Here is a 25,911-nt window from a genome sequence, read left to right as displayed (position 1 = left end):
GGAGACGCCCCCTCAACGGGAGGATACCGATGAAACTGAATAAACTCGCGGGTGCGCTCGCGGTGAGCCTCATTGCGCTCTCGAGCGCGGCCTTCGCGCAGGACAAGGGCACCGTGGGCATCGCCATGCCGACCAAGAGCTCGGCGCGCTGGATCGACGACGGCAACAACATGGTCAAGCAGCTCGAGGAAGCCGGCTACGGCACCGATCTGCAATACGCCGAAGACGACATCCCCAACCAGCTCGCGCAGATCGAGAACATGGTCACCAAGGGCGTCGACGTGCTGGTGATCGCCGCCATCGACGGCACCACCCTGTCGAACGCGCTCGCGAACGCGGCCGCCTCGGGCGTGCGCATCGTGGCCTATGACCGCCTGATCCGCGACAGCGGCGACGTCGACTACTATGCCACCTTCGACAACTTCAAGGTCGGCGTGCAGCAGGCGACCTCGCTGGTCGAGGGCCTGAAGGAGCGCTTCCCGGACAGCAAGCCGTGGAACGTCGAACTCTTCGGCGGCTCGCCGGACGACAACAACGCCTACTTCTTCTACAACGGCGGCATGTCGGTGCTGCAGCCGCTGATCGACTCGGGCGACATCGTCGTCCAGTCCGGCCAGATGGGCATGGACAAGGTCGGCACGCTGCGCTGGGACGGCGCGGTGGCGCAGGCGCGCATGGATAACATCCTGTCGGCCAACTACACCGACAAGGACGTGCACGGCGTTCTCGCGCCCTACGATGGTCTGTCCATCGGCATCCTGTCCTCGCTCAAGGGCGTCGGCTACGGCTCGGGCGACCTGAAGATGCCGATCGTCACCGGCCAGGACGCGGAAGTTCAGTCGGTGAAGTCGATCCTCGCCGGCGAGCAGTACTCGACCATCTTCAAGGACACCCGTGAACTCGCCCGCGTCACCGTGGGCATGGTCAACGCGCTGATGGAAGGCTCCGAGCCCGAGATCAACGACACCACCACCTACGACAACGGCGTGAAGGTCGTTCCGTCCTACCTGCTCGAGCCCGTCCCCGTCGACGCCTCGAACTGGGAAGAGGTGCTGATCGGCTCCGGTTACTACACCGAAGACCAGATCAAGTAAGCGTTCCTCCCGCGCGCCCCATTTGCTCCCGGGGCGCCGAACAGGGGGAGGCCTTCGGGCCTCCCCCGACCTTCACTTCATACAAGGCAGGTACGGGTCATGACTCTTCTGCTCGAGATGCGCGGTATCACCAAGGAATTCCCGGGGGTGAAGGCGCTCGACCAGGTGAATCTCCAGGTCCGCGAAGGCGAGATTCACGCGATCTGCGGCGAGAACGGTGCCGGCAAATCGACCCTGATGAAGGTGCTCTCCGGGGTCTATCCCGTCGGCAGCTACGACGGGGAAATCCACTACGACGGCCAGCTCGCCGAGTTCCGCACGCTGCGCGACAGCGAGGACAGGGGCATCGTCATCATCCACCAGGAACTCGCGCTGGTGCCGCAGCTCTCGATCGCCGAGAACATCTTCCTCGGCAACGAGCGGCAGACCGGCGGCGTGATCCAGTGGCAGGAAACCTTCCGCCGCACCGAGGAACTGCTCGCCAAGGTCGGCCTGCGCGACGCGCCGGGCACGCTGGTCGACAGCATCGGCGTCGGCAAGCAGCAACTGGTCGAGATCGCCAAGGCGCTGTCCAAGGACGTGAAGCTGCTGATCCTCGACGAGCCGACGGCGGCGCTGCAGGAGAACGACAGCCGCAAGCTGCTCGACCTCATGCTCGAGCTGAAGGCGCAGGGCGTCACCTGCATCATCATCTCCCACAAGCTGAACGAGGTGCGCTACGTCGCCGACACCGTGACGGTGATCCGCGACGGCATGGCGGTGTCGGAGCTCGACGCCTCGCAGGGGCTCTCGGAGGACCGCATCGTCCGCGACATGGTGGGCCGCGACATGTCGCAGCGCTACCCCGACCGCACCCGCCGCGCCGGCGACGTGGTCATGCAGGTGAAGGACTGGAACGTCTGGCACCCCGAGCACGCCGAGCGGCAGGTCATCAAGAACATCTCCTTCAACGTCCGCGCCGGCGAGGTCGTCGGTATTGCGGGCGTCATGGGCTCGGGCCGCACCGAACTGGCCATGTCGCTTTTCGGGCGCAGCTGGGGCAGGGGCATCTCGGGCGAGGTGACGCTGCACGGCAAGCCGATCGACGTCTCGACCGTCGACCGCGCCATCGACAACGGGCTCGCCTACGTGACCGAGGACCGCAAGTCGCTGGGGCTGATCCTCGACGAGAGCATCCGCTTCAACACCACGTTGGCGAACCTCAGGGGCGTGTCGGACCACGGCGTGCTCAACGACGCCGAGGAGACCGAGGTGGCCGAGCGCTACCGCAAGGTGCTGGCGACCCGCACGCCCACGGTGATGCAGAAGGTCGGCAACCTCTCGGGCGGCAACCAGCAGAAGGTGGTGCTGGCCAAGTGGCTCTTCACCGAGCCCGAGGTGCTGATCCTCGACGAGCCCACGCGCGGCATCGACGTCGGCGCGAAATACGAAATCTACTCGATCATCAACGAGCTGTCCGCGCAAGGCAAAGCGGTCGTGATGATCTCGTCGGAGATGCCCGAACTGCTGGGCATGTGCGACCGCATCTATGTCATGAACGAAGGCGCTTTCGTCGGGGAACTCTCCGCCGAGGAAGCCAGCCAGGAGCGCATCATGTCGCTCATCGTCAGCGAGTGAAGGGGAGGGGACATGTCCACTCATACGGCAGAAACCGCAGGGCAGCCTGAAAGCCAGGGCCTGAAGGCCTACCTGCGCAACCACATGCGCGAATACGGCCTGCTCTTCGCGCTGATCGCCATCATGGTGTTCTTCCAGGCGGTGACCGGCGGCACGCTGATGCGGCCGGTGAACATCACCAACCTGTTCCTGCAGAACAGCTACGTCATCATCATGGCGCTGGGGATGCTCATCGTCATCGTCTCGGGCAACATCGACCTCTCGGTCGGCTCGGTGCTCGGCTTCATCGGCGCGCTGGCGGCGGTGATGATCGTCGAATGGCACGTCTCGGTGCCGGTGACGATCCTGATCTGCCTCGGGGTCGGGGCGCTGATCGGCGCGGCGCAGGGCTACTGGGTGGCCTACTGGTCGATCCCCTCGTTCATCGTGACGCTGGCGGGGATGCTGGTGTTCCGCGGCGCCTCGCTCTGGCTGCTGCAGGGCCAGTCGGTGGGCCCGTTCCCGCAGAGCTTCCAGATGCTCTCGACCGGCTTCGTGCCCGACATCTTCCCGGCCTCGATGACCGCCGGCCTCGCCGCGCTGGCCGGCTCGCGCAGCTTCAACCTGCTGGCCATGGGGTTCGGCATCATCGCCGCCGTGACCATCGTCTGGCTCGGCCTGCGCGAGCGCGCCCGCGACAAGTCCTACGGCATCGAGGGCGAGCCCGCGAACTTCTTCTGGATCCGCAACCTGATCGTCTGCGGCGCGCTGCTGTTCCTGACCTTCAAGATCGCCACCTTCCGGGGCCTGCCCAACGTGCTCGTCACCATGGGCGTGCTGATCGTCATCTACGCCTTCATCACCCAGAAGACGGTGATCGGCCGCCGCGTCTACGCGCTCGGCGGCAACCGCAAGGCGGCGAAGCTCTCGGGCATCAAGACCGAGCGCCTGACCTTCCTCGCCTTCGTCAACATGGGCGTGCTGGCGGCGCTGGCGGGGCTCGTCTTCGCCGCGCGGCTCAACACCGCGACCCCCAAGGCCGGCTTCGGCATCGAGCTCGACGTGATCGCGGCCGTGTTCATCGGCGGCGCGTCGATGGCCGGCGGCTCGGGCAAGATCGTCGGAGCCGTGGTCGGCGCCTTCATCATGGGCGTGATGAACAACGGCATGTCGATCATGGGCATCGGCATCGACTACCAGCAGATGATCAAGGGGCTTGTGCTGCTCGCCGCCGTGATCTTCGACGTCTACAACAAATCGAAACAGGGCTGAGCCGCGCGCTCGGCCCCCACTACAGCCGCTCTGGAGCCACCCATGTCCGTCAAGGATTTCACCCCCGCCCCCTGGCCCCGCAAGCTGCGCTCGACGCATTGGTACTCGGGCAATTCGCGCGACACGATCTACCACCGGGGCTGGCTGAAGAACCAGGGCTACCCGCATGACCTGTTCGACGGGCGGCCGATCATCGGCATCCTCAACACCTGGTCCGACCTCACCCCCTGCAACGGCCACCTGCGCGAGCTGGCGGAAAAGGTGAAGGCGGGTGTCTGGGAGGCCGGCGGCTTCCCGGTCGAGGTGCCGGTGTTCTCGGCGTCCGAGAACACCTTCCGCCCCACGGCGATGATGTTCCGCAACCTCGCGGCGCTGGCCATCGAAGAGACCCTGCGCGGCCAGCCGATCGACGGCGCGGTGCTGATGGTCGGCTGCGACAAGACCACACCCTCGCTGATGATGGCCGCCGCTTCGTGTGACGTGCCGTCGATCGTGGTGACCGGCGGGCCGATGCTGAACGGCTATTTCCAGGGCGAGCGCGTCGGGTCGGGCACGCACCTCTGGAAGTTCTCCGAGATGGTGAAGGCCGGCGAGATGACGCAGGAGGAGTTTCTCGAGGCGGAGCAGTCGATGTCCCGCTCCTCGGGCACCTGCAACACCATGGGCACGGCGTCTTCCATGGCCTCGATGGCCGAGGCGCTCGGCATGGCGCTTTCCGGCAATGCCGCGATCCCGGCGGTGGACAGCCGCCGCCGCGTGATGGCGCAACTTTCTGGCCGCCGCATCGTGCAGATGGTCAAGGACGACCTGAAGCCGTCGGACATCCTCACCAAGGAAGCCTTCGAGAACGCCATCCGCACCAACGGCGCGATCGGCGGCTCGACCAACGCGGTGATCCACATGCTGGCGCTGGCGGGCCGGGTCGGCATCGACCTGACGCTCGACGACTGGGACCGCTGCGGCCGCGACGTGGCGACCATCGTGAACCTGATGCCCTCGGGCAAGTACCTCATGGAAGAGTTCTTCTACGCCGGCGGCCTGCCGGTGGTGCTGAAGCGCCTCGGCGAAAGCGGCCAGCTGCACAAGGACGCGCTCACCGTCTCGGGCAAGAGCATCTGGGACGAGGTCAAGGACGTGGTGAACCACAACGAGGACGTCATCCTGCCCTTCGAGAAGGCGCTGACCAAGCAGGGCGGCATCGCCGTGTTGAAGGGCAACCTCGCGCCCAAGGGCGCGGTGCTGAAGCCCTCGGCGGCATCGGAGCACCTGCTCCAGCACCGCGGCCGCGCCGTCGTCTTCGAGGACATCGACGACTACAAGGCCAAGATCAACGACGAGGCGCTCGACATCGACGAGACCTGCATCATGGTGCTGAAGAACTGCGGGCCCAAGGGCTACCCGGGCATGGCCGAGGTCGGCAACATGGGCCTGCCGCCCAAGGTGCTGAAGAAGGGCATCACCGACATGATCCGCATCTCCGATGCGCGCATGTCGGGCACCGCCTATGGCACGGTGATCCTGCACACCTCGCCCGAGGCCGCCGCGGGCGGTCCGCTGGCGGTCGTGCAGAACGGCGACATGATCGAGCTCGACGTGCCGAGCCGCCGCCTGCACCTCGATATCCCCGAGGCCGAGCTGGAAGCCCGGCTCGCCGCCTGGAAGCCGACGCATGACCTGCCCGGCTCCGGCTACGCCTGGCTGCACCAGAGCCATGTCGAGGGTGCCGACACCGGCGCCGACCTCGACTTCCTCAAGGGCTGCCGGGGCAACGACGTGGGCAAGGACAGCCACTGATGGACGTGCTCGATCACAGGATCTGCGAGCTTGGGGAGGGGGTGCTCTGGCACCCCCTGCGCGAGGAGCTGTTCTGGTTCGACATCACCGGGAAGCGGCTGCTGTCGCACCACCCGGCCACCGGCCACACCCGCGCCGTGCCGCTGACCGAGATGTGCTCGGCCGCCGCCTGGATCGACCACGACCACCTGCTGGTCGCCTCGGAGACCGGGCTCTGGACCTATGACGTCGGCACCGGCGACTTCGGGCACCTCGCGGATCTCGAGGCGGACAACCCCGCCACGCGGTCGAACGACGGGCGGGCCGATCCCTGGGGCGGGTTCTGGATCGGCACCATGGGCAAGAACGCCGAGCCGGGCGCTGGGGCGATCTACCGCTATTTCGGCGGCGAGCTGCGCAAGATTGCCGACGGCATCTCGATCCCCAACGCGCTCTGCTTCGACGAGGGACGCGGCTGCGGCTACTTTGCCGACACCGACGCGCGGCTGCTCTTCCGGGTGCCGCTGGACAAGGCCGGCTGGCCCACCGATGCGCCCGAGGTCTTCGTCGACTTCACCCATGCCGGGCTCAGCCCCGACGGCGCGGTCACAGATGCGGCGGGCACCCTCTGGGTGGCGCTCTGGGGCGCGGGCGCGGTGATCGAGGTCTCGCCCGACGGCACGCTGGGCGCGCGCCACGAGCTTGCCGCGCCGCACGCCACCTGCCCGGCCTTCGGCGGGCCGGAGTTCACCACGCTCTACTGCACCAGCGCGACGCAGGGCCTCGGCGCCGGGGCGCTGGCGGAGGCGCCGCTATCCGGGGCGCTCTTTGCCCAGCCGGGCGCGGGGCAGGGCAAGGCGGAACCCGCCTTCAAACTCGACACGGGAGACGCCTGATGAGCGATCCGATCCAGCTGGGCCTCGTCGGCCTCGGCACCATTGCGCGCAACCAGCACCTGCCCTCGCTCGAGGAGGTGCCCGCGCTGCGCCTTGCCGCCATCGCGAGCCGCCACGCCGGGCACGAGACCTTGCCGTCCTACCACGACGTGGACGAGATGCTGGCGAAGGAGCCGGGCCTGCAGGCGATCTCGCTCTGCACTCCACCACAGGGCCGCTTTGCGCAGGCCGTCGCGGCGATCCGCGCGGGCAAGCACGTGATGCTGGAAAAGCCGCCCGGGGCGAGCGTTTCCGAGGTCGAGGGGCTCGCCCGGCTGGCGCGCGACAAGGGCGTCACGCTCTTCGCCACCTGGCACTCGCGCGAGGCGGCGGCGGTCGAGGACGCGCGCGACCTGCTCGCGGGCGCCACGATCAAGCGCGTCACTATCACCTGGAAGGAAGACGTGCGCCACTGGCACCCGGGGCAGGAATGGATCTGGCAGCCGGGCGGTCTCGGCGTCTTCGATCCGGGCATCAACGCGCTCTCGATCCTCACCCGCATCCTGCCCGAGCCGGTGCATCCGGTCGCGGCGCATCTCGAGGTACCCGGGAACAAGCAGGCGCCGATCGCCGCCAGGCTCGACATGCAGACCGCCTCGGGCGCGCCCGTGTCGGCCGAGTTCGACTGGCGCCAGACCGGCCCGCAGACCTGGGACATCCGCGTGGAGTCCGATGGTCCCGAAGTGCTGCTGCGCGAAGGCGGCGCAAAGCTCTTCGTCGGCGGCGAGGCGCGGATCTCGGCCGAGGACCGCGAGTATCGCCGCCTTTACGCCCGCTTCGCCGAGCTCATCGCGGCGGGCGAGTCCGATGTCGACCTTGCGCCGCTGAAGCTGGTGGCCGATGCCTTCCTGCTGGGCGCCCAGTCCCGTGTCGAGGCCTTCCATGACGATCCCTGAGCGCCATCCCTTCGGCCATGTTCGATCGAGCACGCCGGTCGAGCGCATCGTGCTGCGCGCGGGCGAAGTCTCGGCCGAGGTGCTCACCTTCGGCGCGACGCTGAAATCGCTGCGCGTGCCCGATCGCGCGGGGCGGGTGGACGACATCGTGCTCGGCTTCGACGACCTGCAGGGATACCTCGATCACCGCATGTTCTACGGCGCCTCGGTGGGGCGCGTCGCGAACCGCATCGCGGGCGGGCGGTTCACCCTCGACGGGCGGCAGCACCAGCTGGCGCAGAACGAGGGCGAGACCACGCTGCACGGCGGCCCCGACGGGTTCGACCGGCGCAACTGGGCGGTGGCCGAACTTGGCGACTGCTCGGTGACGCTCGAGATGGTGAGCCCCGCCGGGGACCAGGGCTTTCCGGGCGCGCTGACCGCCCGCGCCATCTACGCGCTGCGCGAGACGCCCGCGGGCCCCTGCCTCAGCATCACCTACGAGGCCGAGACCGAGGCACCGACGCTGGTCTCGCTGACCAACCACAGCTTCTTCGCGCTCGCCGGGCTCTCGGCGCTGCCGGACCGGCCGCGCTCGGCGCTCGAGTACCGGCTGAAGGTGCCCGCCTCGCGTTACCTGACGGTGGACGAGAGGCTCATCCCGAACGGTTTCGCGCCGGTCGGCGCGAGCCCCTTCGACTTCCGCGAGGGGCGGCTGCCGCTGACCGCGGTGCGCTCCGGCGCGCTTGACGGCTACGACCATTGCCTCTGCCTCGACCCCGGCGAGATCGAGCTGCACGACGCCATCAGCGGCCGGCTGATGCGGATGACCACCAACCTGCCGGGGCTGCAGGTCTACACCGGCAACTTCCTCGACGGCTCGGTGCCGGCCAAGGGTGGCTATGCCGCGCGCAGGCACGACGCGATCTGCCTCGAGCCGCAGATCTGGCCCGACGCGATCAACATGCCCGAAAGCTGGGGCGCGGAAAGCCCGGTGCTGCGGCCCGGCGAGCTGCGGCGCGCCGAGATGGCCTTCACCTTCGGCATCCGCTGAGGCGCTAGAAGCCCTTTCGGGCAAACGGCACCGGCGACGGTGCCCTCCCGCCGGTCATCGCGGCCCGGTCGGCGGAATTTCGCCACAACTTATGCAATCTTACAAAAGCGGGCTTTCGCGCTGGTTTTCGCAGCTTACCCATGGTCACATCTCCGCGGGATACGCAAACAATCACGTGGGTGCCATGAGTTCGACTCGTTTTGCGAAGCTCTTGATCGACACCGCCGACAGCCTTGCCGAAGCACGAACGGGGCAGGATGTCTGGGACGCCGCGGTGCAAATTTCTCGAAAGATCGGTGCCAAGGACTTGAATTGCGGGGCAATCATGCGCGACACGCGCGAGCTTGCCTGGCTGCGCAGTTCGATGGACCCGAGGTGGCTGCAGCAGTACCACGACGCCCGGTTCTACGAGGTCGACACGGTGCTCGCCGGGGCCAAGGCCGGCGTGCCGCACCAGTTCGTCGACGTGCGCTGCAACCTTGCAAAGGCGCAGTCGCGGCACAGCCGGGACATGTACGGCTGCCTTGTCGATTACGACTACCGCTATTTCGTCACCCAGACCTGGACCATGGGCGAGACCGAGCGGACCATCGTGCTCGGCTGCGCCGACGATCCGAACGATCTTTACGGCCCCGGGACGCGGCGCGCCTTCCAGGCGGTGTCGGCCATGCTCACCGAGGCGATCCTGCCGCCGGCGGACGCCGAGTCGCATGACTGGATCTGCGCCTCGCCCTGGTCGCGGCTGAACCCGCGCGAGCGGGACATGCTGAGCTACCTCGCGAGCGGGCTCTTGGTGCACGAGATCGCCGAGCGGCTCTTCCTCACGACCGACGAGGTCGACCGGCACCTCTTCAGCGCCTGCCGCAAGCTGGGCGTCGTGGCGCCCGAGCAGGCACTGGCGCTGGCCATGGCACGCCAGGTGATCGCGCTCTGAGCGCAGGGCGCGCGGCCGGGCATCGCCCCGCCGCGCGGTGACTTACCGGCCCTTGATCTGGACGGTGAAGCTTGTCTGCGCCCCGGCCGGAGGCGCGGGGAAGGGCGAGGCGCTGCGCACCACGCGGAGCGCCGCCTGGTCGAGCGCTGCCGAGCCCGAGCTCTGCGCCACCGACACGCCGGCGATCCCGCCGCTGCCCGAGACGCTGAAGGCGATGACCGTCGCGCCGCGCGCGTTGACCCGTGGCCGCGGCACGCGCGAGAGCTTGCGCATCACCTGCCCGGGGTAGTTGCTCACCGCGGCATTGCCCGCCTCGTTGGCGCGCCCGCCGCTGCCCGCCGTCGCCGAACTGCCGCCCGCGCGGCCAGTCGCGGCCCCCGCGGTGGCGTTCTGCTCGGCATTGCCCGCCGGGCGCGCGGCCTGCTGGCGCGGCTCGGGCTCGGGCTTGCGCTCCGGCTGGGGCGCAGGGTCCGGTTCCTGCGGGCGCTGCGCCAGCTCGGGGCTGCGCTGCTTCGGGCGCGGGGACTCTTCCGGCGCAGTCTCGGTGACCTCTTCCGGCTCTTCCTCGGGCTCTATCGCCGCGTCCTCGGGGGCCTCGGCGGCGAGCATTTCGGGCTCGGGCCGGAGCGGCTCCGCGACCTCGGGTTCCGGCGTTTCGGCGACTTCGGGAGGCTGCGCCTCCAGAAGCTCGGGCTCGGGCTGGTCCTCGGGCCGGACCTGCTCGGTCGGGGCGAGCGGCAGCACCGGCTCGGCCTCGAGCGGCGGCACCACCGGCAGGGCGGCGGTCAGCTCGGGCAGGGACTCGATCACGCTGGGCGCGACCGGCGTGACCGTCTCGGGCGTGACCGCCTGCACCGGCGCGGGGGTTTCGGGCGTGAGCGTCTCGGCCATGTCCTCGACCGGATCGGACGAGATCGTCCCCATCGCCATGTCGGCAAAGTCTGTGCCGAGCGCGAGGTCATTGCCGCCCGACATGCCTTCCATCTCGGCCTTCATCATCGGCGGCATCACCGCCAACAACGCGCCGCCATGCGCCGACAGCGCCAGCACCGCGGCGGCCAGCTTCACCTTGCGGGAAGATGCGATCATTCGAGCCCCCTTTCGGTGACGATCATCACCTTCTCGGCCCCGGCGGCACGCAGGGCGCGGCCGATCTCCACCAGCCGCGCGGCGGGCAGATCCTGATCGGGCACGATGCGCGCGAGGGTCATCGCCTCGGGGCCGAGCGCCTCGAGGAATTCCTCGGGACGCTCGATGGCCCGGCCGCGCACGCTCATCGAGCCGTCGGCGTTGACCACCAGCGCGTCGGCCGGGGCGGCGCCCTCGAGATCGGCGGTGTGCACCAGCTTCAGCGCCGGGTCGAGCGGGCGCGAGATGGTGCCCGCGACGAGGAAGAAGACCAGCATCAGGAAGACGATGTTGATCAGCGCGATCGTCGGCTCGCGCTCGGTTTTCTGTTTCCTGCGGCGCATCACGACGCTCCCAGAACCGTGGCGCGGAAGCCGCTGACGCCGCGCAGGGCGACCAGCAGATCCGTCAGCCGTTGCGCGCTGACCTCGCCGCGCAGCGCCACGATGAGCGGCTGCGGCGCCTCGCCCTCGGCGGCCTCGCCCCGGGTCTCGGCCAGCTTCGCGGGCAGATCCTCGAGCGTCAGCTCGGCGCCGTTGAGCCGCACGGACTCGGGCGCGAGCTGCAGGAACAGCGGCCGGGCGTCCGTAGCCTTGGCCCCGGATCCGGCGGCTGCCAGCTCCACCTCGGCAAAGCGGGTGAAGGTCGAGGTCAGCATGAAGAAGAGCAGCAGCAGGAAGATCACGTCGATGAGCGAGGTCATCGACAGCTTCCGCCGCCGGCGGATCTTACGCATGGCGCGCGGCACCCTCGGCCTGCGCCGGTGCCGCACCGCTGCCGGTGGGCGACAGGATCGTGTGCACCGCGCGTTCCGCGAGCACGCGCTCGGATTCCATGCGCGCCTCGAACCAGCTGAGGATGACGGCGGTGGGCATGGCGACGACAAGGCCGACCGCGGTGGTCAGCAGCGCCACCCAGATGCCACCGGCGAGGATCGACGGATCCACCTGGCTGCCCGCGTCCTGCAGCGACTGGAAGGCCGAGATCATCCCCAGCACCGTGCCGAAGAGACCCAGCAGCGGCGCCAGCTGCGACACGGAATCGAGCAGTCGGAAGCCCTTCTCGAGCCGGGCAAAGCGGGTCTCCGCCTCGGCCTCGAGCCGCGCCGGATCGGTCTGGCCCGACATGGCCATATCGATCACCGGGCGCAGGTAGGAGCGCGAGCGGTTCAGCGCCTCGCGCGCGCCGGTGCGGTCGCCGCGATCCCAGGCGTTCACCGCCTCGCGCAGCGCGGCATGGCGGCCGACGCCCGAGGCCGAGAACTGCCAGAGCTTGTAGAAGATCACCGCCAGCGTCAGCAGCGAGATGGCGACCAGCAGCAGCACCACCGGCCCGCCGAGGTCTGCAATGCGGCGCAGCCCGTCCAGGATCATGTCGATCATCCGATCACCTCCACGTCGCCGCGCGACTTCAGTTCCAGCCCCTTGGTGCAGAGGTCCGACTCGGCCCCGCCCGCCTCGCAGCGGTTGGCGCCGTTGATGAGAATTTGTCCGAGCGCGTCGCAGGCGACGCCCGGAACGACGAACTGCCGCACGCGCGGGCGGCCCGCGGGCAGCGCGCCGAAATCGAAGAGCGTCAGCCGGTCGACCTGGCCGTCGGTGTTCAGCAGCACGGTCTCGTAGACCGCCGCGTCGATGTCGGTGGCGTGGCCATTGCGGATGAGAAAGCTCAGCTGGCAGCCGGACTCGACGCTTTTGGTGGTGTTGAGTTCCAGCGAGAGGGTCCCGGACTCGGCCGCCTCCTGGGCGGCGAGGGGCAGCGGCAGCAGCGAGAGAAGCGGCAGTGTCATGCGGAGAGTACGCAAAACTTGGGTCTCCTGACTTGGGCTAAGGTGGCTGGCCCGCCGGTCGTCCGGCGGCGGGCATGCAACGGGAGATGTGACTCCATTCTTTCCCTATGTGTCACGAACGCAAGCGATGCTCAATACCTGACAAAATCAATACGGTATGAGGCGCGGAATTTCTGGCCCGGGGAGCTTACGCATGGTCCCCCGGATGGCTATGCAGGGTCGCGAAGACCCCAGCCTGCAGGATACGCCATGGCCGCCCGAACGTCCTCCTCTCCCGGGGTACGCCCGCCGCACCCGCTCGAGATCTGCGCGGCGCTCTGCGCTGGCGCGCTGCTGACGCTGATGCTGCTGAGCAACGGCATGATGGCGGCGCACACGACGCCGATCTTCGCCTCGCTGACCGCGCATGGCGTGGGCTCGGTGGTGGCCGTCGTGCTATTGCTGGCGCTGCGGCTCCGGACACCGGCGGCGCGTCCCGGCGAAAGGATGCGGGCGCCGCTCTGGGCCTATCTCGGCGGCATCTCCGGCGCGCTCACCGTGGTCGTCTCGACGGTGGTGGTGAATTCTTCGCTGGCGCTGACCGGGACCATGGCGCTCGGCCTCGCGGGGCAGGTGGTGCTGGCGCTGCTCTTCGACTGCTTCGGCGCGCTGGGGATGGAGCGGCGGCTGCCGCGCCGGAACGACCTCATGGCGCTGGCGGCGATCATCGCGGGAACGCTGCTCATCATCTTCGCGCGGGGAGCCGGGCAATGATCGGGCTCATCCTTCTCGGCCTGCTCTCGGGCATGCTGGTCACCCTGTCGCGGCAGCTGAACGGCCGGCTCGCCCTGTCAACGACGCCGATGCAGTCCTCGTTCTGGAACCATTTCGTCGGCTTCGCCGTGCTCGTGCCCTGCGCGCTGATCGCCGGAAGCCTCTGGCCCGCCGAGGCGGCGACGGCGCCGTGGTTCGCCTGGGTCGGCGGCGCGATCGGCGTGGTCTTTGTCGCGAGCGGCAGCTGGCTCATCCCCCGGCTCGGCGCGGCGCTGACCGGCGGGCTGCTGGTGGCCGGGCAGATGCTGTCAAGCGTGGCGCTCGACCTGCTGCGCGGGGCCGACGCGAGCCTGCCGATGCAGCTGGCGGGCGTGGCGCTGATCCTGCTGGGGGTGTTCCTCAGCCGCCGTTGAGGCGGGGCACCGGGAATCCCGACAGAAATACACGGTCTTGTAAGTTGACTGATTTTGTAGTGATTGGTAGCGCAACGGCAGCGCCACCTCTCGCGGCGCGCGTCAGGCAACCGTCGGAGGCACGTGACCATGAGCATCCCCCAGCAGATCTGGCCCGAGGATTTCGCGCGGCGCTATGAAGACAAGGGCTACTGGCGGGGCGAAACCTTCGGCCAGATGCTCGACCGGCTCGACGCCGACTTCGGCCCGCGCCTCGCGCTTGTCGCCGGCGAGGCGCGCTGGAGCTACGCCGAGCTTGCCCGCCGCGCCCGCATCGCCGCCGAGGGGTTTGCCGGGCTGGGGCTCGCGCCCGGCACCCGCGTCCTCGTGCAGCTGCCGAACCGCGCCGAGTTCCTCGTGGTGGTCTTCGGCCTCTTCTACGCCGGGCTGGTGCCGGTCTATGCGCTGCCCGCCCACCGCGAGACCGAGGTGCTGCACCTTGCCGCGAGTTCCGGCGCCCGCGCCTATGTCGTCGCCGACCGGCACGACGGCTTCGATTACCTGCCGCTGGCGCGCAGGGTGCTGGCCGAGGTGCCGGACGTCGCGCATGTGATCGTGGCGGGCGAGGCGGCGGAGTTCACCGCCTTCGACAGCCTCGGGGGCGAGGGGCTGACCGCCCCGGTCCCGCGCAACCCGCGCGATGTCGCCTTCCTGCAGATCTCCGGCGGCTCCACCGGCCTGCCGAAGCTGATCCCCCGCACCCACGACGACTATCTCTACAGCGTGCGCGGCTCGGCCGAGATCTGCGGGCTCACCAAGGACAGCGTCTATCTCTGCGCACTGCCCGCCGCGCATAATTTCCCGATGAGCTCGCCCGGCTACCTCGGCACTCTGCACGCGGGCGGCACGGTGGTCATGGCCCCGAATCCGCAGCCCGAGGTCGCCTTCCGCCTCATTGCCGAGCATGGCGTGACGATCACCGGCCTCGTGCCACCGCTGGCGCTGCTCTGGATGCAGGCCGCGCCGCGCAGCAAGCACGACCTCTCGAGCCTGCAGGTGCTGGGCGTCGGCGGCGCGAAGTTCATCCCCGAGGCGGCGGCGAAGGTCCGCCCGGTGCTCGGCTGCACGCTGCAGCAGGTCTTCGGCATGGCCGAGGGGCTGGTCAACTACACCCGCCTCGACGACCCCGAGGAGATCATCATCACCACGCAGGGCCGCCCGATCAGCCCCGACGACGAGGTGCTGGTGCTCGATGACGACGGCATTCCCGTGCCCGAGGGCGCGCCCGGCAACCTCTACACCCGCGGGCCCTACACGATCCACGGCTACCACGAGGAGCCCTCGGCCAACGCTCGCAGCTTCACCCCGGACGGCTTCTACCGCACCGGCGACGTGGTGCGCCGCCTGCCCGGCGGCTACCTCGAGGTGCGCGGCAGGGCGGGCGACCACATCAACCGCGCGGGCGAGAAGATCTCGGCCGAGGAGGTCGAGGACCACCTGATCGCGCACGAGGGCGTCTTCGACGCCGCCGTGGTCTCGGTGCCCGACCGCTTCCTCGGCGAGAAGACCTGCGCCTTCGTGGTGCGGGCTGAGGGCGAAGAGGTGCAGTCGAAGGATCTGAAGGCCTTCGTCCGTGGCCGCGGCATCGCCGAGTTCAAGGTGCCGGACCAGATCGTCTTTGTCCCCGCCTTCGAGACCACCGCCGTCGGCAAGGTCAGCCGCAAGGCACTGCGCGCCGCGCTGAAAGAGAAATACCTGGAAAAGGAAAAGACCGCATGAGCCTCACGCAGGAGAAGATGCGCGCCGACATCGCCGAGGCGCTGGAGATCGCGCCCGAAGAAGTCACCGCCGAGGCCAACCTCTTCGACCTCGGGCTCGACTCGATGCGGCTGATGTCGCTGGTCATGGCCTGGCAGGACGACGCCGAGGAGGCGGACCTGTCGGAGATCTGGGAGCACCAGACCTTTGCCGGCTGGTGGGGCGTGGTCGCGTCCCAGTCCGCGGGCGCCTGACATGCGGCCCGGCGAAACGGCCTTCCCGCTGACCGAGGCGCAGGAGGGCCTGTGGTACGCGCAGGCGCTCGACCGGGCCAACCCGATCTTCAACTGCGGGCAATACATCGAACTGCGCGGCCCGCTCGACGTGGCGCGCTTCACCCGCGCCTTCGACGCGGCGGTGGCGCAGAGCCCGGCCCTGCGCCTGCGCTTCGGCATGGTGGAGGGCGCGCCGCGGCAATGGCTGGCAGAGGACGCGCCGACGCTGGACGTCGTAGACCTGACGGCCGCGGCGGATCCCGAGGCCGAGGCGCTGGCACGCATGATGGCCGACAGCGGCGGGGCCATTGACCTCGCGACGGAGCAGGCCGGGCGCTTCGGGCTCTACCTGCTCGGGGCGGACCGCGCCTTCTGGTACGAGCGCATCCATCACCTCGCCACCGACGGGTTCGGCATCGTGCTGCTGACCAACCGCGTGGGCGAGATCTACTCCGCCGAGGCGACCGGCAAAATCCCCGCCGCCTTCGCTCCGCTGGCGCCGGTGCTGGAGGAAGACGCCGCCTACCGAGCCTCGGAGCGCCGCGCGGCGGATGCCGCCTTCTGGCAGGGCGAGATGCGCGGGCTCGAAACCGTTGCGGGCCCTGCCGAGGGGCGCGCCGTCTCCTCGGCCCGCTTCGACCGGGCGCGGCTCGACCTGCCCGTGGAGCTTCGCGAGGCGCTGATCGCCTGTGCAAAGGCCGCCGGGATCGGTTGGCCGGACGCGCTGACCGTGCTCACCGCCGCCTATTTCTCGCGCGTTTCCTGCAGCGGCGAGCGGGTCTTCGGCCTGCCCTTCATGGGTCGCATGGGGACCAAGGCCGCGCGCGTGCCCTGCATGTGGATGAACGTGCTGCCCTACCGCTGCGACCCGGACGAGGACCTGCCGCTCGTCGACCTGCTGAAGGCCGAGGCGCAGCGCCTCGCCGCCTTGCGCAAACATGGCCGCTACCGCTCCGAGCAGCTGCGCCGCGACCTGCGCCGCACCGCCATCGACGCGCGGCTCTACGGCCCGCTGATCAACGTCCAGCCCTTCGACATGCCGCCGCGCTTCGCCGGGCTCGAGGCGCAGCTGCACATCTTCGGGGCCGGGGCGGTGGACGACATCACCGCGACCTTCCGCGGCGACGCGGTCACCGCGTTGTCGCTCGAGATCGACAGCAACCCGGCGCTCTATTCGGCTGAGGACGCGCGGGCGCACCTCGACCGGCTCGCCGGGTTCCTCGCCGCCGCGCTGGGGGCCGAGACGCTGGCCGAGGTGCCGACGCTGACCGCCGCCGAGCAGCACTGGGCGGTGCACGGGATCAACGCCACCGATCATCCGCTCCCCGAGGACACGCTCACCCAACTCATCACCACGCAGATGCGCGCGACGCCCGAGGCGCCCGCGGTCGTCTTCGGCACCACGACCCTCAGCTATGCCGAGCTGGACCGGCGCTCCGCCGCGCTGGCGTCGGCGCTGCGCGCGCGGGGCGCCGGGCCGGGCAGCGTGGTCGCCACCGCCCTGCCGCGCTCCGAGCATCTGGCCGTCGCGCTGGTGGCGATCCTGCGTGCGGGGGCGGCCTACGTGCCGCTCGACCCCGAGAACCCGCCCGCCCGCCTCGCCACGCTGCTCGAACGCACCGGGGCGGTGGCGCTGCTGGCCGAGGCGGATCTCGATGCCGGGGGCATGGCGCCCTTTGCTCCTCAGGATTGGCCCGAGACCGGCGACGCGCCCGAGCCCGGCACCTCGCCAGACGACCTTGCCTATATCCTCTTCACCTCCGGCTCCACCGGCGAGCCCAAGGGGGTGATGATCGAGCACCGCGCCATCGTGAACCGGCTGCTGTGGATGCGCGATTTCTATGGTATCGATACCACGGACCGCATCCTGCAGAAGACGCCGACCACCTTCGACGTCTCGGTCTGGGAGCTGTTCCTGCCCTATCTCTGCGGCGGCACGCTGGTCTTTGCCGAGCCCGGGGCGCATCGCGATCCCAAGGCAATCGCCCGGCTGGTCCGCGCGCAGGGCGTCACCACGATGCATTTCGTGCCCTCGATGCTCTCGGCCTTCCTCGAGGCCCCGGCCTCGGAGGGGCTTTCGCTCACCCGCGTCTTCTGCTCGGGCGAGGCGCTGACCGCCGAGCACCGCGCGCGCTTTCACGCGCGGGTGACGGCCCAGCTGCACAATCTCTACGGCCCGACCGAGGCGGCGGTGGACGTGACTTACTGGGACGCCGCCCCGGATGATCGCAGCACCCCGCTGCCCATCGGCTTCCCGGTCTGGAACACCCGGGTGCAGGTGCTCGACGCGCGGATGCGCCCGGTGCCGCCGGGCGTGCACGGGCAGCTCTACCTCGGCGGCGTGCAGCTTGCGCGCGGCTATCTCGGGCGGCCGGACCTGACCGCGGAGCGTTTCCTTCCCGACCCCTTCAGGCCCGGAGAACGGCTCTATGCCACGGGCGACGTTGCTTACCTGCGTCCCGACGGGGCGGTGGTCTACGCGGGCCGGGCCGATCACCAGGTGAAGATCCGCGGCATGCGGATCGAGCCGGGCGAGATCGAGGGGGCGATCAAGGCGACGGGACAGGTGCGCGACGCGGTGGTGATCGCCCGCGCCGACGGCGGGGGTGAACCGCGCCTCGTCGCCTACGTGCTGGCGGGATCGGGTTTCGAGACCGCGCCGCTGCTGGCCGAGCTCGCCACGGCGCTGCCCGCGCACATGGTGCCCTCCGCCGTGGTCGCGCTGGAGAGCTGGCCGATGACCAGCTCGGGCAAGCTCGACCGCAAGGCGCTGCCCGCGCCGGTGCTGGAGATGCCGAAGGGCACGCCGCCGGTCGGGCCGGTCGAGGAACGCCTCGCGGCGCTCTACCGCGAGGTGCTGCACCTGCCGAAGACCCCGGGGCGCGAGGCGGATTTCTTCGATCTCGGCGGTGACAGCCTGACCGCGCTGACGCTCGCCTTCCGCATCGAGGCCACCTTCGGGCAGGACCCGGGGCTGGGGCAGATCTTCGAGACGCCCGGCCTTGCCCAGCTTGCCCGAGCGCTCGAGATGGCGGACACGGCGCGGGCCGGCCTGTCGCCGCTATTGCCGCTGGCCGAGGGGGAGGGCGCGCCGCTCTTCATCCTGCACCCGGCGGGCGGGCTCGGCTGGGGCTACCGGCGGCTGGCGCGGGCGCTGGCCGCACCGCGCCCGGTCTACGCGGTGCAATCGCCGCTGCTGACCGGCGAGGCGCTGCCCGGCACGCTGCGAAGCCTCGCCGCCTCCTACGCGGACCGGATCGAGGCGCAGGCGCCTATGGGGATGATCCACCTCGCCGGCTGGTCGGTGGGCGGCATCCTCGCGCAGGAGGTGGCGGTGGAACTCGGCGCGCGCGGCCGCGCCGTGGGGCTGGTCGCGATGCTCGACGCCTACCCGGCGGAGTGCTGGCGCGCCGAGCCGGAACTCTCGGAGGCCGAGGCGCTGCGCGCGCTGCTGGCCATCGCCGGGCATGACCCGGACAGCCACCCCGAACTCGACAGCCGCGCCGCGGTGGTGGGCTTCCTCAAGCAGGGCGGCACGCCGCTCGGCAGCCTGCCCGACGCGGTGCTCGACGCCGTGGTGCAGCTGGTCACCGGCACCAACCGGCTGATCCGGGGGCACGCGCACCGGCGCTATCCGGGCCCTCTGCTTCATGTCCGCGCGGCGCGCGATCATGCCGGGCGCGACCTGCACGCGGGGCTCTGGCAGCCGCATGCGGCGGAGGTCGAGGCGATGGACCTGCCGCTGCTGCACCCCGAGATGGTCTCTGGGGCGGCGGCCGAGGCGCTGGGGCCGGTCTTCTCCGCCCGCATGGCGTCGGCCGAGGCCGAGGCCGGGGACGAGGTGCAGGCGCGTGCCGCCAGCGCCAGCGTGCCCGGCAGCGAGGCGGGCAGCGCGGCGATGTGCACCGCGCCGGGATAGACCTGCGCCGAGATCTCGAGCCCGGCGGGCACGGCCTGAAGCTGCTCGATCATCCGCATCGTCTGCGGCGGCGGTCCGTCCGGCTGCGGACCGGCGCTGCCGGTGCGCTTCTCGCTGTCGCCGACGCCGAAATGGAGCGGGCGCGCGCGGCCTGCGGCGACGCTGCGCGTGGCGACAAGCCGGGCGACCAGCGGTTCGTCCCACCAGACCGAGGGGCTGATCGCGGCGTAGCGGGCGAAGCTCTCGGGCCGGGTCAGCGCGGTGAAGAGCGTGAAGAGCCCGCCGAAACTGTGCCCCCAGAGCGTGCGCCGCGCGGCATCGACCGGCAGGCCGCGCTCGACCTCGGCGCGGATGATGGTGGTGAGGCGGGCGAGATAGGGCTCGGCCCCGCCCGCCATGCGCTCGGGGTGATGCGGGTCGGGACGCGGCGCGGCGCCCGGGGTGACGGGGGGCGAGTAGTCGAAGATCCGGTGCGCGCGGGCGAACTGCTTGTCGGTGTCATAGCCGATCCCGGCGACGATTAGCCCCGGCACCATCTCGAGCAGCGCGGGCGTCAGGAAGTCGAAGGCGGCGTTGCCGTCGAGCATGTAGAGGATCGGCCAGCCTGCGCCGGGCGCGGCGGCCTTCGGCACGGCGAGGAAGAGCCGGGTTGCGGGCACCTCCGCCCGCTCGGGCCCGCAAATCCCGCGCGGCAGGACGCGGCTGCTCAGCACATGCGAAGCGACGGGTGTTGCTAGGATTTCCAGCGTGGCATCCCGTCCGCGATGCGGCGGCAACGGGGGCTGCGGGGCAGGGTCGCGCATGACATCCGCTCTCGGGCTTATTAGTTGACAATACCACTCAAGTAATTTCCCTTGGCGCCGGCTGCAATGGCCGATCGTGCCGATGAAAGGACTCCCATGACGCTGCGTCTCAGGCATCCGCGTTTCCCCTCGACTGTCTGGCTTCTGGCCGTGCTGACGCTGCTCGGGCTTTCCGGCGTACCGGCGCAGGCCGAGATCCGGGTGACGGACCTTGCCGGGCGCGAGGTGGTGCTGGAGCAGCCGGCGCGGCGCATCGTGCTGGGCGAGGGGCGGCATCTCGCGGTGCTGGGGATGCTGCACGACGACCCGGTGGCGCTGCTGGCGGGCTGGCGGCAGGACAAGGGGCTCGACCCCGCGACCTACGACGCCTATCTCGCGAAATTCCCGGCGCTGGCCGACGTGGCGCCGGTGGGCGCGGGCAACCGGCTGCTGTCGGTCGAGAGCACCATCGCGCTGATGCCCGACCTCGTGCTGCTGAGCCTGATGGACGCGCGCGATCCGCAGATGGAGATGCCGCTGCGCCAGCTTCAGGCGGCAGGGATCCCGGTGGCCTTCGTCGACTTCTTCACCGCGCCGCTCGAGAACACGCTGCCGAGCCTTCGGCTCATCGGGGCGCTGACCGGGGCCGAGGACCGCGCCGAGGAGTTCGCGGATTTCTACGAGAGCCACCTGAATGCCGTCCGCGCCACGCTGAAGGCGACCCAGCCCGCGCCGCCGCGGGTCTTCATCCATGTCCACGCCGCGCCGAACGGATGCTGCGCTACGGTCGGGCCGGGTGTCTTCGACGAGTTCGTCGCGGCGGCAGGCGGCTACAACATCGGCCGCGACAGCGTTCCGGGGGTGATGGGCAACGTCGGGCTCGAGAACCTGCTGGCCGCCGACCCGGACGTCTACCTCGCCACCGGCGGTGCGCACATGGCGGCGCGCGGCGGGCTGGTGCTGGGCGCGGGGATCGACGCAGGCAACGCGGCGGAGAGCTTCGCGGCACTGATCGCGACGCCCGGTTTCGCCGACCTGCGCGCGGTGCGGGAGGGCAGGGCGATCGGCATCTGGCACCTTTTCAACGACTTCCCGGCGCATATCGCGCTGATCGAGGCGCTGGCAAAGCGCTTCCACCCGGATCTCTTCCCGGATCTCGACCCGATGGCCACGCTGGCCGAGTTCGAGGCGCGCTTCTCGCCGGTCGCGCTGACCGGCAGCTACTGGACCCCCGCCGAATGACCGCGGTCGAGGCGATCCTCGCCGAGCAGTCCCGGCGCAGCCAGCGCCGGGTGCTGCTGGTGGCGCTGCTGGGGCTGGGGGCGCTGGCCTCGGTGCTGCTCGACCTCGTGTCGGGGCCGTCCGGCCTGCCGCTCGAACAGGTGCTGGGCGCGCTGACCGGTGTGGGAGAGGTGCCGAAGGCGGCGGAGGTGATCGTCTGGCAAGTGCGCCTGCCGGTGGCGGTCATGGCGCTGCTGGTCGGGGCGTCGCTGTCGCTTTCGGGGGCCGAGATGCAGACCGTGCTCGACAACCCGCTGGCCGAGCCCTTCACGCTGGGGATCTCAGCCTCGGCGGCGCTCGGCGCGGGCGTGGCGATCGTGCTCGGCCTTGCGATCCCGGGCATCCCGGCGCTCTGGTCGGTCTCGGCCAACGCCTTCCTCTTCGCGCTGCTGGCGCTGGGGCTGCTGCAACTCGCGTCGGCGCTGCGCGGCGGCGGCTCCGAAGTGGTCATCCTGCTCGGCATCGCGGTCAACTTCACCGCGGCGGCGCTGCTGGCGCTGGTGCAGTTCGTCGCCTCGCCCGACGCGCTGCAGCAGCTGGTGTTCTGGACCATGGGCAGCCTCGTCAACGCGCGCTGGGAAGGCATCGCGGTGCTGGCGCTGGTGCTGGCCGCCTGCCTGCCGTTCTCGCTGGCCGCGTCTTGGCGGCTGACCGCGCTGCGGCTCGGGGCGGACCAGGCGCGGGGCTTCGGGCTCGACGTCGCGCACCTCAGGCGCTGGACGCTGGTGCGGGTGAGCCTGCTGGCCGCGGCCTCGGTCTCGATGGTCGGCGTCATCGGCTTCGTCGGCCTTGCGGGCCCGCATATCGCGCGCATGGCGGTGGGCGAGGATCACCGCTTCCTGTTGCCCGCGAGCCTTTTCACCGGGGCGCTGCTGATGTCGCTGGCCTCGGTCGCCTCGAAGCTGCTGGTGCCGGGCATCCTGCTGCCGGTGGGCATCGTGACCTCGCTCGTGGGCCTGCCGGTGTTCTTTGCCCTCGTGCTGCGGAGGGAGGCGCGATGAGCCTCGTCATTCGGAATCTGACCGTTGTGCGCGGTGCGCGCGAGGTGATCGACGGGCTGAGCCTGCCACCCTTCGCAATGGGCGAATTCGCGGTGATCGCCGGGCCCAACGCGGCGGGCAAGTCCACGCTGCTGCGCGCCATCGCGGGGCTTCTGCCCGCGACCGGAGAGATCTTGCTCGAGGGGCAGGCGCTGCACGCCCTGCCGCGCGCCGAGCAGGCGCGGCTCGTGGGCTTCATGCCGCAGAGCCTCGAGAGCCGCTCGGCGCTCACCGTGCTCGACAGCCTGATGGTGGCGATGAACGCGGGTGGCGGTCTGGCCGGACGGGCGTTGCGCGGCCCGGCGGCGGGGCGTCATGCGCTCGGCGTGCTCGAGCGCTTCGGGCTGGCGGATCTGGCGCTGCGACCGATGGCGGCGCTTTCGGGCGGGCAGCGGCAGGCGGTGGGGCTGGCGCAGGCGATGATCCGCGATCCGAAGCTGCTGCTGCTCGACGAGCCGACCTCGGCGCTCGATCTGGCGCGGCAGTTCCAGCTGCTGTCGGAGGCGCGCAAGCTCGCGCGCGAGGGGCGCATCGTGATCGCGGTGCTGCACGATCTGGCGCTGGCGGCGCAATGGGCCGACCGGGTGGTGCTGCTGGAAGGCGGCGCGCTGCGCGCCTCGGGCGCGCCGGGAGAGGTGCTGACGCCGCAGAGCCTGTCGCAGGTCTACGGCATCGACGCACGTGTCGAGCGCTGCTCGGAAGGGCGCGTGATGGTCATGGTCGACGGGCTCTCGCAGCCCTGATTTTCAGGAGAGATTGAACGATGCAACTTCTAGACAGCCCCGCGCGCTACGGCGCCATCTCGCGCCTGCTGCACTGGTCGATGGCCGTGCTGATCCTGTGGCAGTTCCTCGGCATGGGGCTGAAGCTGGTCTTCGGGCGCAACGAATTCGTCGGCTTCTTCGTCGGCACGCACCAGCCGGTGGGCTTCGTGATCTTCCTGCTGGTGGTCGTGCGCGCGCTCTGGGCGCTGGCGAGCCGCAGGCAGCGCCCGGATCACGGGCAAGGGTTGGTCGCCAAGGCGGTGAAGGCGGGCCATGCGCTGCTCTACGCGCTGATGATCGCCATCCCCAGCCTCGCCCTGCTGCGCGCCTGGGGCGGCACGCGCGGCTTCGCGCCCTTCGGCATCGAGATCTTTGCCCCGCGCGAGGTCGAGATCGCCTGGGCCACGGGGCTTGCGAACCTGCTGCACGGCGAGCTCGGCTGGGTGCTGGCGCTGCTGATCGCCGGGCATGTCGCCATGGTCGGCGTGCACGAGAGCCTCTGGCGCGACGGCACGCTTCGGAAGATGGCCGGACGGCGCTGAGGCCGGACCCCGCGAGAACCAAAGAAAAAGCCCCGCCGGGCAGACGAGCCGGCGGGGCGAGTTCGTGCCTGCCGAAGCAGGCACCGGCGGTCAAGAAACCGTTCTGTTGTTCCTGAAACTCAGTTCGGGCGGTCGGCCATCTCGTCGCGGATCTGCTGGCGCAGCTCGTCGATCGGCACCAGCTTGCCATCGCGCTTGAAGTGCCAGTAGGTCCAGCCGTTGCACGAGGGCGCGCCCTCGAGCTGGGCGCCGACCTGGTGGATCGAACCCTTCACCTCGTCGCCGATCAGCGTGCCATCGGCGCGCACCTTGGCGCTCTTGCCCGAGGACGAGACCAGCATCTCGCCGGGGTTCAGCATGCCGCGCTCGACCACCTGGCCGAAGGGCACGCGGGGCTCGGCGCGCTTGGCGCGGGTCACTTCCAGCGAGGAGCGGTCGAACGGGCGGATCGAGGCGATGCGCTGCTCGGCGATCTCGCGGTAGGCCTCCTCGCGCTCGATGCCGATGAAGTCGCGGCCGAGCATCTTCGCCACGGCGCCGGTGGTGCCGGTGCCGAAGAACGGGTCGAGCACCACGTCACCCGGGTTGGTCGAGCCGACCAGCACGCGGTGCAGCAGCGAGGCGGGTTTCTGCGTCGGGTGGGCCTTGTCGCCGTTGGCGTCCTTCAGCCGCTCGCCGCCGTTGCAGATCGGCAGCACCCAGTCCGAGCGCATCTGCACGCCTTCGTTCAGCGCCTTCAGCGCCTCGTAGTTGAAGGTGTACTTGGAGCTTTCGCTCTTCGAGGCCCAGATCATCGTCTCGTGCGCGTTGGTGAAGCGCTTGCCGCGGAAGTTCGGCATCGGGTTCGACTTGCGCCACACGACGTCGTTGAGGATCCAGTAGCCCTCGTCCTGCAGCGCCGCGCCGACGCGGAAGATGTTGTGGTAGGAGCCGATCACCCAGAGCGCGCCATTGGGCTTCAGCAGGCGCTTGGCGGCCTTGAGCCAGTCGCGGGTGAAGCGGTCGTAGGCGGCGAAGCTGTCGAACTGGTCCCAGTGGTCGTCGACCGCGTCGACCCGCGAGTTGTCGGGACGGTGAAGCTCGCCCTTCAGTTGCAGGTTGTAGGGCGGATCCGCGAAGATGAGATCTACCGACGCCTCCGGCAGGGCGTTCATCTGCTCGATGCAGTCGCCGGATAGAATCGTGTTGAGCGGGAGCGCTTTTGCGCCCTTCGTCTTGGTCATTGCTGTCATTCTCTGCCTCTGCCCCGGCGCATTTTTGCGCTCTTGGATTGGGGATAAAATGAGGGAACAGCGAATCAGGGTCAATTTGTTTTTTTAAAACAGGACCTTACGTTTGCGTCTTGATACAAGATGTTGTGTATGGGTGCGAAGGATCTTCTATGGTGTGGGGTCACACCGAAATCTCGGAGCCCATCCATGTGGCTTTTTGAGCCGTACCCTGCGTTAGTTGCCCAACCGTAATGCGGGTACTGTTGCGCCAAGTCCCGCATCAAATCATCCCGCCAGATCTTCGCGACGATCGAAGCCGCCGAGATACTCACAGACTTACCATCCCCCTTAACCACAGCGGTCGCGGGGCAGGGCAGGTCGGGCGGCAGGCGGTTGCCGTCGATCAGCAGGTGGCCCGGCTCGATCGGCAGTGCCGCGACGGCACGGCGCATCGCGAGGTAGGTGGCCTGGAGGATGTTGATCTCGTCGATCTCCTCGACCGAGGCCACGCCGAGCCCGACCCGCGCCTGCGCGCGGATGATCGGCTCGAGCGCCTCGCGGCGCTTGAGGGTGAGCTTCTTGGAGTCGTTGAGCCCGGCGGGGATCAGCGCGGGATCGAGGATTACCGCGGCGGCGACGACGGGCCCGGCGAGGGGCCCGCGGCCGACTTCGTCTACCCCGGCGACAAGCGTGCCTTCGGCCCAGAAGGGCGACTCGAATGATGTATCAGGTCCAGTCATGCCG

Annotated in this window: 24 protein-coding genes and 1 pseudogene; 17 read left to right on the top strand and 8 right to left on the bottom strand. The window is 69.7% G+C overall.

Translation table 11 applies throughout. The annotated features are described in order from the left end of the window. The first annotated feature begins 29 nt into the window (after positions 1-29). The 8 genes from chvE to PVT71_RS18600 all read left to right on the top strand — a co-directional run bounded on the left by chvE (position 30) and on the right by PVT71_RS18600 (position 9,533). On the top strand, positions 30-1,094 hold the full coding sequence (gene chvE, locus PVT71_RS18635) for a multiple monosaccharide ABC transporter substrate-binding protein (protein ID WP_353473941.1): 1,065 nt from the start codon (positions 30-32) through the stop codon (positions 1,092-1,094). Positions 1,095-1,193: 99 nt separating this feature from the next. Beyond that, positions 1,194-2,711: a multiple monosaccharide ABC transporter ATP-binding protein gene (gene mmsA / locus PVT71_RS18630; RefSeq protein ID WP_353473940.1), complete on the top strand. Its 1,518-nt coding sequence runs from the start codon at positions 1,194-1,196 to the stop codon at positions 2,709-2,711. Between the two features lie 84 nt (positions 2,712-2,795). Then, positions 2,796-3,962 (top strand): multiple monosaccharide ABC transporter permease, encoded by a 1,167-nt coding sequence (gene mmsB, locus PVT71_RS18625; protein WP_353475562.1) that lies wholly within the window; start codon positions 2,796-2,798, stop codon positions 3,960-3,962. A 42-nt stretch (positions 3,963-4,004) separates the two neighbouring features. Beyond that, positions 4,005-5,756, top strand: a complete 1,752-nt coding sequence (gene araD, locus PVT71_RS18620) for an L-arabinonate dehydratase (RefSeq protein ID WP_353473939.1) — start codon at positions 4,005-4,007, stop codon at positions 5,754-5,756. Then, on the top strand, positions 5,756-6,631 hold the full coding sequence (locus PVT71_RS18615; protein ID WP_353473938.1) for an SMP-30/gluconolactonase/LRE family protein: 876 nt from the start codon (positions 5,756-5,758) through the stop codon (positions 6,629-6,631). The genes araD and PVT71_RS18615 overlap by 1 nt, the downstream gene beginning before the upstream one ends. Then, positions 6,631-7,566 (top strand): Gfo/Idh/MocA family oxidoreductase, encoded by a 936-nt coding sequence (locus tag PVT71_RS18610; protein WP_353473937.1) that lies wholly within the window; start codon positions 6,631-6,633, stop codon positions 7,564-7,566. Before PVT71_RS18615 ends, PVT71_RS18610 begins: the two co-directional genes overlap by 1 nt. Continuing rightward, positions 7,553-8,599, top strand: coding sequence for an aldose epimerase family protein (locus tag PVT71_RS18605; RefSeq protein WP_353473936.1), 1,047 nt, complete (start codon positions 7,553-7,555; stop codon positions 8,597-8,599). The genes PVT71_RS18610 and PVT71_RS18605 overlap by 14 nt, the downstream gene beginning before the upstream one ends. 184 nt (positions 8,600-8,783) lie before the next feature. After that, positions 8,784-9,533 (top strand): helix-turn-helix transcriptional regulator, encoded by a 750-nt coding sequence (locus PVT71_RS18600; RefSeq protein WP_353473935.1) that lies wholly within the window; start codon positions 8,784-8,786, stop codon positions 9,531-9,533. Positions 9,534-9,575: 42 nt separating this feature from the next. On the opposite strand, the gene PVT71_RS18595 is transcribed toward PVT71_RS18600, so the two are convergent. From PVT71_RS18595 to PVT71_RS18575, 5 genes are read right to left on the bottom strand one after another with little or no spacing between them, the layout of a single operon-like run. Continuing rightward, a complete protein-coding gene (locus PVT71_RS18595; RefSeq protein WP_353473934.1) occupies positions 9,576-10,622 on the bottom strand; it encodes a TonB family protein in 1,047 nt (348 codons plus the stop codon). After that, entirely contained in the window at positions 10,619-11,005 is a 387-nt protein-coding gene (locus tag PVT71_RS18590; RefSeq protein WP_353473933.1) for a biopolymer transporter ExbD, read from the bottom strand. Before PVT71_RS18590 ends, PVT71_RS18595 begins: the two co-directional genes overlap by 4 nt. Then, positions 11,005-11,397: a biopolymer transporter ExbD gene (locus PVT71_RS18585; RefSeq protein WP_353473932.1), complete on the bottom strand. Its 393-nt coding sequence runs from the start codon at positions 11,395-11,397 to the stop codon at positions 11,005-11,007. Before PVT71_RS18585 ends, PVT71_RS18590 begins: the two co-directional genes overlap by 1 nt. Beyond that, complete coding sequence (locus tag PVT71_RS18580; RefSeq protein WP_353473931.1) at positions 11,390-12,043, bottom strand: MotA/TolQ/ExbB proton channel family protein; 654 nt, start codon at positions 12,041-12,043, stop codon at positions 11,390-11,392. The genes PVT71_RS18585 and PVT71_RS18580 overlap by 8 nt, the downstream gene beginning before the upstream one ends. Then, positions 12,040-12,450, bottom strand: coding sequence for a hypothetical protein (locus PVT71_RS18575; protein WP_353473930.1), 411 nt, complete (start codon positions 12,448-12,450; stop codon positions 12,040-12,042). The genes PVT71_RS18580 and PVT71_RS18575 overlap by 4 nt, the downstream gene beginning before the upstream one ends. A gap of 249 nt (positions 12,451-12,699) precedes the next feature. On the opposite strand from PVT71_RS18575, the gene PVT71_RS18570 reads away from it, so the two are divergent. The 5 genes from PVT71_RS18570 to PVT71_RS18550 all read left to right on the top strand — a co-directional run bounded on the left by PVT71_RS18570 (position 12,700) and on the right by PVT71_RS18550 (position 19,547). Then, positions 12,700-13,203 carry a DMT family transporter gene (locus PVT71_RS18570; protein ID WP_353473929.1) on the top strand — a complete coding sequence of 168 codons (504 nt, stop codon included), beginning with the start codon at positions 12,700-12,702 and terminating at the stop codon, positions 13,201-13,203. Then, positions 13,200-13,616, top strand: coding sequence for a DMT family transporter (locus tag PVT71_RS18565; protein WP_353473928.1), 417 nt, complete (start codon positions 13,200-13,202; stop codon positions 13,614-13,616). The genes PVT71_RS18570 and PVT71_RS18565 overlap by 4 nt, the downstream gene beginning before the upstream one ends. A gap of 129 nt (positions 13,617-13,745) precedes the next feature. Further along, positions 13,746-15,374, top strand: coding sequence for an AMP-binding protein (locus PVT71_RS18560; protein WP_353473927.1), 1,629 nt, complete (start codon positions 13,746-13,748; stop codon positions 15,372-15,374). Beyond that, on the top strand, positions 15,371-15,607 hold the full coding sequence (locus tag PVT71_RS18555; RefSeq protein WP_353473926.1) for a phosphopantetheine-binding protein: 237 nt from the start codon (positions 15,371-15,373) through the stop codon (positions 15,605-15,607). Before PVT71_RS18560 ends, PVT71_RS18555 begins: the two co-directional genes overlap by 4 nt. Position 15,608: 1 nt before the next feature. After that, positions 15,609-19,547, top strand: a complete 3,939-nt coding sequence (locus tag PVT71_RS18550) for an amino acid adenylation domain-containing protein (RefSeq protein ID WP_353473925.1) — start codon at positions 15,609-15,611, stop codon at positions 19,545-19,547. A 107-nt stretch (positions 19,548-19,654) separates the two neighbouring features. On the opposite strand, the pseudogene PVT71_RS18545 reads toward PVT71_RS18550, so the two are convergent. Next, positions 19,655-20,350 (bottom strand): annotated as a pseudogene (locus tag PVT71_RS18545) (alpha/beta hydrolase-fold protein); the annotation flags it as partial. A 96-nt stretch (positions 20,351-20,446) separates the two neighbouring features. On the opposite strand from PVT71_RS18545, the gene PVT71_RS18540 reads away from it, so the two are divergent. From PVT71_RS18540 to PVT71_RS18525, 4 genes are read left to right on the top strand one after another with little or no spacing between them, the layout of a single operon-like run. Beyond that, a complete protein-coding gene (locus PVT71_RS18540; protein ID WP_353473924.1) occupies positions 20,447-21,571 on the top strand; it encodes an ABC transporter substrate-binding protein in 1,125 nt (374 codons plus the stop codon). Then, entirely contained in the window at positions 21,568-22,611 is a 1,044-nt protein-coding gene (locus PVT71_RS18535) for an iron ABC transporter permease (RefSeq protein ID WP_353473923.1), read from the top strand. Before PVT71_RS18540 ends, PVT71_RS18535 begins: the two co-directional genes overlap by 4 nt. Beyond that, positions 22,608-23,393: an ABC transporter ATP-binding protein gene (locus PVT71_RS18530; protein ID WP_353473922.1), complete on the top strand. Its 786-nt coding sequence runs from the start codon at positions 22,608-22,610 to the stop codon at positions 23,391-23,393. The genes PVT71_RS18535 and PVT71_RS18530 overlap by 4 nt, the downstream gene beginning before the upstream one ends. Before the next feature lie 20 nt (positions 23,394-23,413). Beyond that, on the top strand, positions 23,414-23,956 hold the full coding sequence (locus tag PVT71_RS18525) for a cytochrome b (protein ID WP_353473921.1): 543 nt from the start codon (positions 23,414-23,416) through the stop codon (positions 23,954-23,956). Positions 23,957-24,075: 119 nt separating this feature from the next. Here the strand turns inward: PVT71_RS18525 and PVT71_RS18520 are convergent, their stop codons facing one another. Together PVT71_RS18520 and PVT71_RS18515 are read right to left on the bottom strand one after the other, a co-directional pair. Next, on the bottom strand, positions 24,076-25,188 hold the full coding sequence (locus PVT71_RS18520) for a site-specific DNA-methyltransferase (RefSeq protein WP_353473920.1): 1,113 nt from the start codon (positions 25,186-25,188) through the stop codon (positions 24,076-24,078). Positions 25,189-25,259: 71 nt separating this feature from the next. Then, positions 25,260-25,907, bottom strand: a complete 648-nt coding sequence (locus PVT71_RS18515; protein WP_353473919.1) for a ribonuclease HII — start codon at positions 25,905-25,907, stop codon at positions 25,260-25,262. Between the last annotated feature and the right edge of the window lie 4 nt (positions 25,908-25,911).

This window comes from Salipiger sp. H15 (assembly GCF_040409955.1).
Taxonomy (GTDB): domain Bacteria; phylum Pseudomonadota; class Alphaproteobacteria; order Rhodobacterales; family Rhodobacteraceae; genus Salipiger.
This window is presented reverse-complemented; position numbering and strand designations above follow the sequence as displayed.

Coding starts and splice junctions, on each gene's coding strand:
- PVT71_RS18540 (WP_353473924.1), top strand. CDS start 20,447: ATGACGCTGCGTCTCAGGCATCCGCGTTTCCCCTCGACTGTCTGGCTT.
- PVT71_RS18530 (WP_353473922.1), top strand. CDS start 22,608: ATGAGCCTCGTCATTCGGAATCTGACCGTTGTGCGCGGTGCGCGCGAG.
- mmsB (WP_353475562.1), top strand. CDS start 2,796: ATGCGCGAATACGGCCTGCTCTTCGCGCTGATCGCCATCATGGTGTTC.
- PVT71_RS18550 (WP_353473925.1), top strand. CDS start 15,609: ATGCGGCCCGGCGAAACGGCCTTCCCGCTGACCGAGGCGCAGGAGGGC.
- PVT71_RS18525 (WP_353473921.1), top strand. CDS start 23,414: ATGCAACTTCTAGACAGCCCCGCGCGCTACGGCGCCATCTCGCGCCTG.
- PVT71_RS18575 (WP_353473930.1), bottom strand. CDS start 12,450: ATGACACTGCCGCTTCTCTCGCTGCTGCCGCTGCCCCTCGCCGCCCAG.
- mmsA (WP_353473940.1), top strand. CDS start 1,194: ATGACTCTTCTGCTCGAGATGCGCGGTATCACCAAGGAATTCCCGGGG.
- PVT71_RS18535 (WP_353473923.1), top strand. CDS start 21,568: ATGACCGCGGTCGAGGCGATCCTCGCCGAGCAGTCCCGGCGCAGCCAG.
- PVT71_RS18515 (WP_353473919.1), bottom strand. CDS start 25,907: ATGACTGGACCTGATACATCATTCGAGTCGCCCTTCTGGGCCGAAGGC.
- PVT71_RS18565 (WP_353473928.1), top strand. CDS start 13,200: ATGATCGGGCTCATCCTTCTCGGCCTGCTCTCGGGCATGCTGGTCACC.
- chvE (WP_353473941.1), top strand. CDS start 30: ATGAAACTGAATAAACTCGCGGGTGCGCTCGCGGTGAGCCTCATTGCG.
- PVT71_RS18520 (WP_353473920.1), bottom strand. CDS start 25,188: ATGACAGCAATGACCAAGACGAAGGGCGCAAAAGCGCTCCCGCTCAAC.
- PVT71_RS18605 (WP_353473936.1), top strand. CDS start 7,553: ATGACGATCCCTGAGCGCCATCCCTTCGGCCATGTTCGATCGAGCACG.
- PVT71_RS18585 (WP_353473932.1), bottom strand. CDS start 11,397: ATGCGTAAGATCCGCCGGCGGCGGAAGCTGTCGATGACCTCGCTCATC.
- PVT71_RS18590 (WP_353473933.1), bottom strand. CDS start 11,005: ATGCGCCGCAGGAAACAGAAAACCGAGCGCGAGCCGACGATCGCGCTG.
- PVT71_RS18580 (WP_353473931.1), bottom strand. CDS start 12,043: ATGATCGACATGATCCTGGACGGGCTGCGCCGCATTGCAGACCTCGGC.
- PVT71_RS18570 (WP_353473929.1), top strand. CDS start 12,700: ATGGCCGCCCGAACGTCCTCCTCTCCCGGGGTACGCCCGCCGCACCCG.
- PVT71_RS18615 (WP_353473938.1), top strand. CDS start 5,756: ATGGACGTGCTCGATCACAGGATCTGCGAGCTTGGGGAGGGGGTGCTC.
- PVT71_RS18610 (WP_353473937.1), top strand. CDS start 6,631: ATGAGCGATCCGATCCAGCTGGGCCTCGTCGGCCTCGGCACCATTGCG.
- araD (WP_353473939.1), top strand. CDS start 4,005: ATGTCCGTCAAGGATTTCACCCCCGCCCCCTGGCCCCGCAAGCTGCGC.
- PVT71_RS18560 (WP_353473927.1), top strand. CDS start 13,746: ATGAGCATCCCCCAGCAGATCTGGCCCGAGGATTTCGCGCGGCGCTAT.
- PVT71_RS18555 (WP_353473926.1), top strand. CDS start 15,371: ATGAGCCTCACGCAGGAGAAGATGCGCGCCGACATCGCCGAGGCGCTG.
- PVT71_RS18600 (WP_353473935.1), top strand. CDS start 8,784: ATGAGTTCGACTCGTTTTGCGAAGCTCTTGATCGACACCGCCGACAGC.
- PVT71_RS18595 (WP_353473934.1), bottom strand. CDS start 10,622: ATGATCGCATCTTCCCGCAAGGTGAAGCTGGCCGCCGCGGTGCTGGCG.